Here is an 11,168-nt window from a genome sequence, read left to right as displayed (position 1 = left end):
TGACGCTTTGAAGCGCCTTTTCCGTAACGCTCACGACCCGGACTTTTGATCCACGCCGCTTACGGTGGTTTGCCACCCGCTCCTGCAAGCCGATGGCGAGGGACCTACCCTCATCTCTCACGCCGCTTGCTGCGGCACACTGAAGCCAGCGCTCCAAATCAGGCGAGGATTGCCCGCGCAAGACAATGTCGGCCGCGCCTCCGCAATTTGGGGCAACGACCGGAACGGTTAGCGTTGACAAGCTCTCGGGCGTTATCGGCATCGTCAGCAATGAGCGGGTTCCTGCTATCGGTATGGTCCGTCAAGCGGCAGATTTCATTTACCAAAATGGGCGCGCCTTAAGCCAAATCCAGAAAATTCCGCCCCTTGCGGTCTTCGACCTCGACGATCCACAGGTCGGAATCGAAGGCGATCTCGCGCGCGATTTTTCCCTCGATCTTTTCGTTCTCCAGCCATTCCTCGCCATGGGCGCGGGCGAACAGGCGGTCGTAGCCTTCGCGCTCCTCGCTTTGCGGCGCCGGTGAAAACAAAGCCGAGAAACCGTCGAGCCGGTCAATCCGCACGGCGATGGCGCCCGCCTCGGGCGAACCTCGCCGCCGCAATACCGCGACAACCCCCTCCGACGAACAGCGGCGCAGAAACGCGGCGACCCAGATGTCGGAGCGGAGCCGGTTCATTCCTGTGGCAGGCCGGAGCGCGCCGCCAGCAAGTTACGGGTCCTCAAAGTCAATTCGCCGGTGACCGGCAGATGATTGTCGCGCTGGAACGTCTCCAGCGCCTTTTTCGTCGTCGCGCCGAAAGCGCCGTCGGGCTTTACCGGCGCGCCGAGTTTTTGCAGGGCGCGCTGCGCCGACAGGATGGTTTTCGCCGCGACCGGCGCAGCCGCGCTTTTCTTCTCGACGTTTTTCTCGGCCAGCAGCGCGCCGATGGCGTCGGCTTTATGCCTCAGTGGCGCGGCGCCCGATTCGGCGCCGGACGCCTGAGAACTTGCGGCTGCCGGCGGGGGCGCCAGCGCGGCGGCGGGCGCCGCGACCTTCGACAGCGCGGCGCCGGGCATTTTCTCGGCCAGCAGCGCGTCGAGATGCGCCGGGCGCGGCGGCGGCTTCGGCGCCTCGACCTTGAAGGTCGCGCCAAACAGCGGCGCGGGATGGCGGGTTTGCTGCATGTAGACGGCATTGACCACCACCGCCGCCAGCAGCGCGCCAAGCGCGGCGACGCCAAGCGCCGGCGTGCGGTAGCGCCAGATCGCGCTGAACCAGGACGTCCCGGCTCTGGCCTTTTTGGCGCGGCCCTTGCCCGGTCGCGCAGAGCCCCTGGCGGGGCGGCGCGGCTCGACGGAGACGAAATCGAAATCGGAGGCGGCGGCGATCTCACGCAATTTTCTTCACCTGCAAGTTGGAGCGCAAAGGGGAACTGAGCGCTTGCGCCAGTGCATATTCCCAAAAAGCTGGAGACTTTTTGGCCAAAATTATGCGGTTGAACACTTAACCGAAGCCGGTTCGACAAGCGGGAATTTGTCGAACGGGCTCCAGCCCGACGACGCGGCCGCGCCGCGCCAAAGTCTCGATCTTCAAGGGCGTGGCGGCGTTTTTGGCGCCGACGCGGCAATCGAGCGGCAGCCGCACCGTGACGCATGCGCCCTCGTTAGGCGCGCTCTCGAAGCAAATCGCGCCGCCGTGCAGGCCGACCAGGCCGCGCACGATCGACAGGCCGAGCCCGGCGCCCTCGTAAGGCCGGTCATGGGTGGCGCGCGCCTGAAAGAACGGATCGCCGAGACGCGACAGATCGTTCTGGGTAACGCCGATTCCGGTATCGGAGACGGTGATTTCGACAAACCCGCCGTCAGGGCGCGCGGTGAGGGCGACCTTGCCGCCCTCGGGAGTGAATTTGACGGCGTTGGACAGGATGTTGAGCAAAATCTGCTTGCAGGCGCGCTTGTCGGCGACGATTTCGTCGAACAAAGCCGGGCAGGCGCGGGTCAGTGCGATGCTCTTGGCGTCGGCCTTGAGTTTTACGACATCGCAGCAGAAAGCCAGCAATTCCGGGAGATCGAAGGGCTCAGGCTCGATTTCGAAACGGCCGGCCTCGATCTTCGACATGTCGAGAATCATGTTGACGAGGCTAAGCAGATGCTGGCCGGAAACATGGATGATGTCGGCATATTCGCGCTGGCGGCGCGGGTCTTTCGGGGCGAGGTCGGGATGGCCGAGCATTTCCGAAAAGCCGATGATGGCGTTGAGCGGCGTGCGCAACTCATGGCTGACATTGGCGAGAAAACGGTCCTTCCACAGATTGGACCGCTCACTGGCCTCGCGCGCCGCCTCCAGCGCCTCGCGCGCCTCCCGCATTGGCGTCATGTCGCGCAAGATCGCCATCAGCATGCCTTCGGAGGTGGCGGGGCAATGGACGCGCATCTCGACCCAGACGAATTGCGGCGGCGAAGCTTGCGCGCCTTGCGCGGGTTCCGGCCCCGCGCGAAGCCGGAATTCGACGTTTCCCGCCTGCCGGGACAGCGTCGCGTCCCAGATCGCCTTGAGGAATTTCGGCCGGTCGGAAACAAGTATGCGCTCGAACAGGCCGCGCGCCAGAAAATCGGCGGCGACGCAGCGCAGGGCCTTTACCGGTTCGGTCACCACGCGCAGGACCGCGCCGGACCGATCGAGTTGCAGCACCATGTCGCCGACCGTCTCGGTCAGTTCGCGGTAGGATCTAAAGCTGTCGCTCGCGCAGGCGTCGCGCTTCTCGAAGGCGCGGGCGCTCCACACCGCGAGCAGCGCCGCGTAAAGCGTCGCCGCCGCGACGATGGCGGAGTCGAAATTTTCTCCCGGCTCCCCCCGGGGATGCAAAAGACCGAAGGCGCCCAAAGCCGCGACAACTGCGACGGCGGTGAGCGACAAGGCGGCGCCGCCGGCGGCGAGGCGCGAATCGCCGCCCATCGCCGCCTCGATCGGCGCCAGCAGGAAACAGGCGAAAGCCGCGACCGTCAGGGCGCCATGGGCGCAGCAGAGCGTCACGCCAAGCGAGACCATGGCGGCGAGGCAGATGGTCTGGGCGATGTCGAAACGCCCGAAACGCTGCAAGGCATAAACGCCGGCCAGAGGCGCGAGCAGAAAGGCGAAGGCGAGCGCGTCCCAATTGCTCGGCGCGCCACGCAGCAGAAGGTAGATCGGCGCCAGCGCCATGAAAGGCAGGGTCAGGGCGAGGCGCAGCGTAATGAAATGCGCGTGGCGCCAGCGCTCCGCTTCGCCGGGCGATGAGGCCGGGCCGGCAGGCGCAACCATGTGAGGGACCATACGCGACATCGAAGGGGCTTTAACCTTGCGGGCGACGCGGCGCAGGCGGCGTCTCAACGCGTTGACAATGCGCTCCGGCTGTTAAGTGAATTCTAAACAGACGTGACGACTAAGCGTCATAGGCGCCGCCAATGTCGCAACATGGTTTCGGCTTTCTTGCCAGACCGCAATGCCCGCCGCTTTTCAGGCAGGACAGCCGGCGGGCCCGCGGCGCGCACGGACGACCCTGGCGCCCGATTCGACGGATTCGGCCCGGAAAAGCGGCAAGTAAAAATTGCTTTAACATCCATGCCGGCATTTGACGGATAATTTTGATTTAATCTCGACGCGTCGCTGCTAGCTTTCCCGCCATCGGTGTGAAAGGCGTCAAAATGTTCTTCCTGTTGCGTTGCCTGTTCTGGCTTGGCCTGGTCTTCAGCCATATCGCCGAACAGCAAGGTTTCGACCCCGCCGCGCTGCTCGACGGGCGCGCGGCGGTCGCCGCCAGAATTGCCAAAGAAAGCGCCGGCAGCATTCAAAAGGAAAGCGCCGCCGGCCTCGGCGCCCTCCCGCTGGAGGCGGCGAGCCGGCAATGCCGCGCCGAACCCGAAAAATGCCTGGCTCTTGTCGCCCGCGCAGCTCGGCTCGCGCCGCAGGGGGCGAACCCGAACCCGACGGCGAGCCGCGACACGCTTGGTCCCGGCGACCGGGCGCCGGCCTGGCGGCTGCGCCCCGGCGTCGCCGCCGACGCCGGCAGACATGAGTGACCGGAGACCCCCAAGAACAGGGCCGCGAAACGACAGGTCGCGCAAAAAAAAGCCCGGGCGTCGCAATCGCGAAACCCGGGCTTTGTGCTGGGCCGCGCCGGAGCGAACCGGCCGGAATGGATTATTTGGCGCCTACGCGCACGCGGCGGCGTTGCTGGCCGAGACCCATTTGTTTGGCCAGATGCGAGCGCGCCTTGGCGTAATTGGGCGCGACCATCGGATAATCGGCGCCGAGGCCCCATTTTTCGCGATAGTCTTCGGGCGACATATTATACTGGGTGCGCAGATGCCGCTTGAGCGATTTGAATTGTTTACCATCCTCCAGACAGATGATGAAGTCGTTGGTGATGGATTTTTTGACCGGAACGGCAGGCTTAGGCGCTTCGGTTACAACTGGAACGGCGCCGCTCGTCACGCGCACCAAAGCGGCGTGAACTTCACCGATCAAGGTCGGAAGATCAGCGGTCGGGACGGAATTATTGCTGACATAGGCGGAAACGATGTCAGCGGCCAGTTCAATGTAATTTTGGGAGATTGCGTCGGTCATAGCTTCGAGTCTTTCCTTGGGGCGGATTGCATTTTTTTTCAGCTGCAACCTGCGCAGACGGCATAGGCGGCTAATACGTTGCAGGGAGCAGTGGTATAGAGCCCATAGACTTCTAAATAGGCCAGTTCAACGGGCTTTGCAATATCTCTCTAACGGTAATCGACGATTTTCTTCGGATGTTTGTTTGTGCGCTGCAACTTGGAAAAGAATTGGAGCCGGCGCCGCAAATAAATCATGCCTCTTTGCGCGAAGCGCTGCTGGTGGAAAAGCCCCGCCCGCCGACCGGCCCGATCCCGTCAGTCGCCCGGATTTCATGGCCTTGACGCCAATTGCGGGGAGGCGAACAGGCGCTTTTCATGTTACCAGAAACCGCCCGTTCGGGCGCCGCAAACAACGAGACCGCCATGCCGCCTTTCGCCAAAGCCCATCGGCTGACGCCACCGCACGCCGCCCGCCGCCCCTTGCTGCAACGCCGCCATGACCTTGAAACCTGTGACGATTACGCTTGGATTCGCGCCGACAACTGGCGGGAGGCGCTCGAAAATCCCGAAAAATTGCCGCAACCGATTCGCGCTTTGCTGGAAGCGGAAAACGACTATGCCGACAAGGCGCTGGAAGAGGTCGAACAACGCGCTTCGATGCTTCTGGAAGAATTGATTGGCCGAATTGACGAGACCGATTGCGACCCGCCGGCGCGCGACGGCGCCTTTCTATACTACCGGCGCTATCGCGAGGAAGGCCAGCATGAGCTGGTCTGCCGGCGTCCCGCCGATGGCGGCGCCGAACGGGTTCTTCTCGACGGCGACAGGCAGGCCGAGGGCAAGGCTTTCTTCAGCCTCGACGAGGCCCTGCACTCGCCCGATCACCGGCTTCTGGCCTGGAGCCGCGACGACAACGGCAATGAATTGCACGACATATCCTGGCGCGATCTGGCGAGTGGCGAAGACGGCGCCGATGTGGTCGGGCACAGCGACGGAACCATCGTCTGGACGAGCGATTCGCGGGGCTTTCTCTACACCCGGATGGACGAGGACTTCCGCACCGCCCAGGTATTCCTGCATCGCATCGGCTCCGACCCCGCCGGCGACGTTCTGGTGTTCGAGGAAAAAGACCCGGCGTGGTTCGTTCACCTGCGCGCCTCCCGTTCGCGCCGCTACGCCATTGTCACGGTCAGCGACCACGATTGCTCGGAATGCTGGCTGATCGATCTCACTGTCGCCAATCTGACCGATTCTTTGGCTCCGGCGCGCAAAATCCTGCCACGACGCCCCGGCTTGCGCTACGACGTCGAGCCGGGCGCGGACAGGCTTTACATGCGCACCAACGCCGACGGCGCCTTCGACTACAAGCTGCTCAGCATTGCGCTCGAACATCTCGACAGTCCCGAAACCAGCGAATGGCGCGAAGAAGTTCCCCATCGCCCCGGCCGGATGATCTTCAACGCCACGGTCTTCGCCGGCTTTCTGGTCTGGCTCGAGCGCGAGAACTGCCGGCCAATGCTGGTTTTCCGCGCAAACGACGCGCAAGAAGAGGCGATCTCCTTCGATTCGCCCTGCCATCATCTGCGATTTGAGCGCAATTTCGCCTTCGAACAGCCAATTTTGCGCCTGTCCTATTCCTCGCTCACCGAGCCGCAGGAAATCTACGACATCGATCTGGCGACACAGAGCCGCACCCTGCTGAAACGGCAGAAAATCCCCTCGGGCCATGACGCTTCGGCCTATCGGTCGCGGATGGATTTCGCGCCGGCGCCCGATGGCGAGACGGTGCCGCTGTCGCTGGTCTGGCGGCGGGATTTTGCGCCCGGACCCCGCCCCGTGCTGCTCTATGGCTATGGCGCGTATGGCGTCGCCTTGCCAGACGCGTTCGACGAAAACCTGTTCAGCCTGATCGACCGCGGCTTTGTCTACGCCATCGCCCATGTGCGCGGCGGAACCGAAAAGGGCTCGCGCTGGTACGACAATGGCAAGCTGGAGCACAAGCATAATACGTTCGACGATTTTATCGCCTGCGCCCGCCATCTCTATGCTGAAAAAATCGCCGCGCCCGGAAAAATCGTCGCGGAAGGCGGCAGCGCCGGCGGATTGCTGATCGGGGCGGTGGCCAATCTCGCCCCCGAACTTTTCGCCGGCCTGATCGCCGAAGTGCCCTTCGTCGATGTGCTCAACACGATCTGCGACGCCTCGCTGCCGCTGACGCCGCCGGAATGGCGCGAATGGGGCAATCCAATTGAGAGCGCCGAGGTATTTCGCCGGCTCTTGTCCTATTCGCCCTATGAAAACGTCACGGCGCAGGAATATCCGCCGATGCTGATCGAAGCCGGCCTGACCGATCCGCGCGTGACCTATTGGGAGCCCGCCAAATGGGCGCAGCAGCTTCGCGCGCGCATGACCGGCGGCGGCCCAATTCTGCTCAAGACCAATATGGCGGCCGGCCATGGCGGCGCCTCGGGACGCTACGACGAACTCGACGAAATCGCCTTGCGGCAGGCCTTCGCCATCGAGGCGATCGGCGGCGGGGAGTGACGGCGGGAGACTACCCCTCGCCCTCGATGAAGCGCTTCAGTTCGGCCATCGAGGCGAAGCGATAGACGCCATGCGAGGTCTCGGCCTCGATCGAGCCGTCGGCATAGAGGATGTAATGCGCGCCTTGCGCATCATATTCGCCGATGACCGCCGGCTTGGTCGCTGAATCGCCCGCCGGTTCGGCGGTATCGGGCGCATGCGGCGCGGCATGGCCGGTTTCGGCGAACGGGTCGTGGGGGTTTTCGGCGACCGGCTCATGGACCGTTTCGGCGACCGGCTCATGAACGGCTTCGGCGAAAGTTTCATGAACCGCTTCGTCCGGAAGCGGGTCACCGACTTCCTGCGGAAACGCGTGGCCAAACTCGTGTTGAAGCACGTGGCTTTCGTCGCGCTCGGTCTCGCGGCGGACGTCGTGCGCATGGTCCGGATGGACTTCGTGCGCATGGTCCGGATGGATTTCGGGTGCGGGTTCGTGAACGGGTTCCGGTTGCGGCTCGGGTTCGGGTTCCGGCTCGATCTCCTGCGCATGAGCGATTTCAGGCTCCGGCTCAGGCGGGCTGTCGCCCAAATGTTCTTCATGCTGTTCGGGCCAAGGCTCGGGCGCCTGCGGCTCCAAAGGCTCCGGTTCGGGCGCGGGGACAAAAGTCTCGCGCGCAAACTCCGGCTCTGGAACGACGGGTTGTTCGACCCGATCCTCGAATGGCTGGGCGAGCGGTTGGCGCGGCCACGCGTCGCCGGCTGCCGCTTGCGGCGTTTCCGGCTCCGGCGCCGGACGATTGCCGCGCACCATCCACGAGAGCGGGCTGTTCGGTCGCGGATTGACGGTCTCCGCAGGAGCCGGCGCCGACTCTGCGATCTCCGGTGCGGGCGCCTCGTCTTCCTCCAACGGCGGCGCGTAAGTTGGCGCGGGCGGCGGCGTGGACGCCGCTTCGCTGGCAAAGCCGGATCGACCCCTTGCGAGCAGCAGCGTCGCCCTTTCGGCGGAGGAGGCGATTTTCTCCAACTCGCGCAGCACCAGACCGAGGGCGACGAGCACGAGGCCTGTGCAGGCGGCAAAAGTTCCGGAGATCACCTGCGTCCAGCCGCGTTCGAGCTGAACATAGCCATAGCCGTTCCAGGCCACCGCCAGTCCGACCGCGAAAAGAAAGGCGCCAATGACAATGACGGTTCGGTCCGCTCTCACTTTGCCGCCTTTCGCGGGAAATTTCTCGGCCCAAAAGGCCATCAAAATGTAACATTAGGGGTAAAGGGTTAATTTCGATACCGCAAGGGCGCCAAATGGCGGCGGCTGCGTTCTTGCTTCCATCGCGCACGGTCTTTACCTTCCCCTTCGCGCGGCCTTTCCGGGCGCGATCCTTCACAGGAGATACCATGACCTTCGTTCTCGATCCCCTTCCCTACGCCTATGACGCGCTCCAGCCCTATACCTCGGCGGAAACCCTCGAATTCCACCACGACAAGCACCATGCCGCCTATGTCACCAACGGCAACAACCTGATCAAGGGGACGGAATGGGAAGGCCTGCCGATCGAGCAGGTCATCACCGGCTCCTTTGGCAAGAACGCCCCGGTGTTCAACAATGCCGCCCAGGTCTGGAACCATGCCGAATTCTGGAAATATCTGAAGCCGAACGGCGGCGGCAAAGTCCCCGGCAAGGTCGAAAAAGCCTTGATCGAGGGCATTGGCTCGGTCGAAAAGGCGCTTGAGGATCTGGCGCAGGCCGGCCTGACGCAATTTGGCTCGGGCTGGGCCTGGCTGGCGGTCAAGGACGGCAAGGTGTCGGTGTCGAAGACCCCGAACGCCGAAAACCCGCTGGTCCATGGCGCGACCCCGATTTTGACCATCGACGTCTGGGAACACGCCTATTACATCGACTATCGCAACCGCCGCCCCGATTTCATCAAGGCGGTGATCAGCAATCTGGTGAACTGGGAATATGTCGAAGCCCAGCTTGAAAAAGCGATTGGCTGAGTTTTTTTGAGGCCGGGCCGCCCGAGGGTTTTGGGCGGCCCCAATTTTTCGTTTTGCGGGCTGCGACGAAGCCGATTTCATCATTCGCGCGGAAGTATTGTTCCCTGTCCTGCCCATCGTCTCCATTGGCGCCGCGATAACGAGCGCGCCGAGGCTCCAGTTTTAATTCCTTGGACGCCCGGCCTCACGCCAACGCCTTCCGCAACTGAAACCGCGTATGCCCCGCCGGAAAATCCTCCATCCGGGCATATTCGACATAGTCGCGGGCGAGATAGAATTCCGGGGCCTGAAACTCGAAGGTCGCCAGAATCGACCATTTGCAGCCGCGCTCAACCGCGACCGCCTCGGCCTTAGCCAACAGCCGCGAGCCAGCGCCCTGCCCGCGAAACGCCTCTTCGACCCAGACGAGATCAATCGCCAGCCAGGCGCCGATGGTCACGCCCTGCAGGCCGCCCCGGACCCGGCCGTCGCCGTCGCGGGCGGCGATGCAGAGATGGTTTTGCGGCTGGCGCACCGGATCCGGGCCGACACGCGATTCATTATAGGCGGCGAGGCCGCTCAGAAGCACGATCTGCGTCGTCTCGTCGGGGTGGCTCTCGAGCGTGACAACAAGTTCGTCACGCTCCGGCCCGGCCAACGCTTCCGCCAGCGTCATTCGGCGGCGGCTTTGGAATAGCCCAGCCGCGCGCTCAATTCGTCGATCAGCTTGCCCGCCGCTTCGGAAATAACCGTGCCGGGCGGAAAGATCGCCGAGGCGCCCGCCTGATAGAGCGCGTCGAAATCCTGCGGCGGAATGACGCCGCCGACGACGATCATGATGTCGGGCCGGCCTTCCTTTTCCAACGCCTCGCGCAGAGCCGGCACCAGCGTCAGATGGCCCGCCGCCAGCGAGGAAATGCCGACGATATGCACGTCGTTTTCCACCGCCTGGCGCGCCGCCTCTTCGGGTGTGGCGAACAGCGGGCCGATATCGACGTCGAAACCGAGATCCGAGAAAGCCGAGGCAATCACCTTCTGGCCGCGATCATGGCCGTCCTGGCCGACCTTGGCGACGAGGATGCGCGGACGGCGCCCGTCATGTTCCTCGAAAGCCGAAACCTGCCCCAAAACCTTGGCGATTGCGGTCGAATTCACCCCGGCCTCCCGCTTGTAGACGCCGGAGATGCTCTTGATTTCCGCGCGATGGCGTCCGAAAACCTTCTCCAGCGCATAAGAAATTTCGCCGACCGTGGCCTTGGCCCGAGCCGCCTCGATGGCCAGCGCCAGCAGATTGGCGCCGCTTTTCGCGCCCTCGGTCAAGGCGTCGAGCTTGGCCTGCGTCTCGGCCTCGTTGCGCTCCGCGCGCAGGCGCCGGAGCTTTTCGAGTTGCTGCGTGCGCACCGTGGTGTTTTGCACCTTGCGCACGTCGATCGGCTTTTCGTCGGTCGGGCGCAGCTTGTTGACGCCGATCACCGCCTGTTTGCCGGAATCGATGCGCGCCTGGGTCTTGGCGGCCGCCTCCTCGATGCGCAGCTTGGGTATTCCGGCTTCGATGGCCTTGGACATGCCGCCGAGCGCCTCGACTTCACCAATATGGGCCCAGGCCTTTTGCGTCAGTTCGGCGGTGAGCTTTTCGACATAATAGGAGCCGCCCCACGGATCGATGATCCGGGTGGTGCCGGATTCCTGTTGCAGGAACAATTGGGTGTTGCGGGCGATGCGGGCGGAAAAGTCGGTCGGCAGCGCCAGCGCCTCGTCGAGCGCATTGGTGTGCAGCGACTGGGTATGGCCTTGCGTCGCCGCCATCGCCTCGATCTGGGTGCGGATGACGTTGTTGAACACGTCCTGCGCGGTCAGCGACCAGCCCGAGGTCTGGCTGTGGGTGCGCAGGGGCAGGCTCTTTTCCGACTTCGGCCCAAAGTCCTTGACGAGTTTTGCCCAGATCAGGCGGGCGGCGCGCAGCTTTGCGACCTCCATGAAGAAATTCATGCCGATGGCGAAGAAGAAGCTGAGGCGCGGCGCGAAAGCATCGATCTTCAAGCCCTGGGAGAGCGCAGCGCGGACATATTCCAGCCCGTCGGCCAACGTGAAAGCCAGTTCCTGGACC

At 63.6% G+C, this 11,168-nt stretch carries 10 protein-coding genes; 3 read left to right on the top strand and 7 right to left on the bottom strand.

What is annotated here, in order from left to right; genetic code table 11:
• Window positions 1-338 precede the first annotated feature (338 nt).
• The 3 genes from QZY01_RS15660 to QZY01_RS15650 form a co-directional block, all read right to left on the bottom strand.
• The gene (locus tag QZY01_RS15660; RefSeq protein ID WP_294538789.1) at window positions 339-677 is read right to left on the bottom strand and encodes a DUF1491 family protein; all 339 of its coding nucleotides are present in this window, start codon (window positions 675-677) and stop codon (window positions 339-341) included.
• Window positions 674-1,378 carry a peptidoglycan-binding domain-containing protein gene (locus QZY01_RS15655; RefSeq protein WP_294538786.1) on the bottom strand — a complete coding sequence of 235 codons (705 nt, stop codon included), beginning with the start codon at window positions 1,376-1,378 and terminating at the stop codon, window positions 674-676. The genes QZY01_RS15660 and QZY01_RS15655 overlap by 4 nt, the downstream gene beginning before the upstream one ends.
• A 106-nt stretch (window positions 1,379-1,484) precedes the next feature.
• Window positions 1,485-3,302: a HAMP domain-containing sensor histidine kinase gene (locus QZY01_RS15650; RefSeq protein ID WP_294538782.1), complete on the bottom strand. Its 1,818-nt coding sequence runs from the start codon at window positions 3,300-3,302 to the stop codon at window positions 1,485-1,487.
• 362 nt (window positions 3,303-3,664) lie between these two features.
• Here QZY01_RS15650 and QZY01_RS15645 point away from each other — a divergent pair, with 362 nt between their 5' ends.
• The gene (locus QZY01_RS15645) at window positions 3,665-4,039 is read left to right on the top strand and encodes a hypothetical protein (protein ID WP_294538780.1); all 375 of its coding nucleotides are present in this window, start codon (window positions 3,665-3,667) and stop codon (window positions 4,037-4,039) included.
• A gap of 121 nt (window positions 4,040-4,160) precedes the next feature.
• On the opposite strand, the gene QZY01_RS15640 is transcribed toward QZY01_RS15645, so the two are convergent.
• Complete coding sequence (locus QZY01_RS15640) at window positions 4,161-4,586, bottom strand: MucR family transcriptional regulator (RefSeq protein WP_294538776.1); 426 nt, start codon at window positions 4,584-4,586, stop codon at window positions 4,161-4,163.
• A 356-nt stretch (window positions 4,587-4,942) separates the two neighbouring features.
• Between QZY01_RS15640 and QZY01_RS15635 the strand changes: the two genes are divergently transcribed.
• On the top strand, window positions 4,943-7,111 hold the full coding sequence (locus QZY01_RS15635; protein WP_294538773.1) for a S9 family peptidase: 2,169 nt from the start codon (window positions 4,943-4,945) through the stop codon (window positions 7,109-7,111).
• Between the two features lie 10 nt (window positions 7,112-7,121).
• Here QZY01_RS15635 and QZY01_RS15630 read toward each other — a convergent pair whose 3' ends face one another.
• A complete protein-coding gene (locus QZY01_RS15630; protein WP_294538771.1) occupies window positions 7,122-8,294 on the bottom strand; it encodes a hypothetical protein in 1,173 nt (390 codons plus the stop codon).
• A gap of 188 nt (window positions 8,295-8,482) precedes the next feature.
• On the opposite strand from QZY01_RS15630, the gene QZY01_RS15625 reads away from it, so the two are divergent.
• Window positions 8,483-9,082, top strand: a complete 600-nt coding sequence (locus QZY01_RS15625; RefSeq protein WP_294538769.1) for a superoxide dismutase — start codon at window positions 8,483-8,485, stop codon at window positions 9,080-9,082.
• Between the two features lie 184 nt (window positions 9,083-9,266).
• Here the strand turns inward: QZY01_RS15625 and QZY01_RS15620 are convergent, their stop codons facing one another.
• The gene (locus tag QZY01_RS15620) at window positions 9,267-9,737 is read right to left on the bottom strand and encodes a GNAT family N-acetyltransferase (protein WP_294538767.1); all 471 of its coding nucleotides are present in this window, start codon (window positions 9,735-9,737) and stop codon (window positions 9,267-9,269) included.
• Window positions 9,734-11,168, bottom strand: a 1,435-nt coding sequence (locus tag QZY01_RS15615; protein ID WP_294538764.1) for a methylmalonyl-CoA mutase family protein, incomplete at its 5' end; no start/stop codon positions are given. The genes QZY01_RS15615 and QZY01_RS15620, both read right to left, overlap by 4 nt.

This window comes from uncultured Rhodoblastus sp., assembly GCF_903903185.1.
In the GTDB taxonomy this organism is placed as follows: Bacteria; Pseudomonadota; Alphaproteobacteria; order Rhizobiales; family Beijerinckiaceae; genus Rhodoblastus.
The sequence above is the reverse complement of the archived record's forward strand: the minus strand, read 5'-3'. Positions and strand labels throughout refer to the sequence as shown.

Coding starts and splice junctions, on each gene's coding strand:
- QZY01_RS15660 (WP_294538789.1), bottom strand. CDS start 677: ATGAACCGGCTCCGCTCCGACATCTGGGTCGCCGCGTTTCTGCGCCGC.
- QZY01_RS15650 (WP_294538782.1), bottom strand. CDS start 3,302: ATGTCGCGTATGGTCCCTCACATGGTTGCGCCTGCCGGCCCGGCCTCA.
- QZY01_RS15645 (WP_294538780.1), top strand. CDS start 3,665: ATGTTCTTCCTGTTGCGTTGCCTGTTCTGGCTTGGCCTGGTCTTCAGC.
- QZY01_RS15640 (WP_294538776.1), bottom strand. CDS start 4,586: ATGACCGACGCAATCTCCCAAAATTACATTGAACTGGCCGCTGACATC.
- QZY01_RS15635 (WP_294538773.1), top strand. CDS start 4,943: ATGTTACCAGAAACCGCCCGTTCGGGCGCCGCAAACAACGAGACCGCC.
- QZY01_RS15625 (WP_294538769.1), top strand. CDS start 8,483: ATGACCTTCGTTCTCGATCCCCTTCCCTACGCCTATGACGCGCTCCAG.
- QZY01_RS15620 (WP_294538767.1), bottom strand. CDS start 9,737: ATGACGCTGGCGGAAGCGTTGGCCGGGCCGGAGCGTGACGAACTTGTT.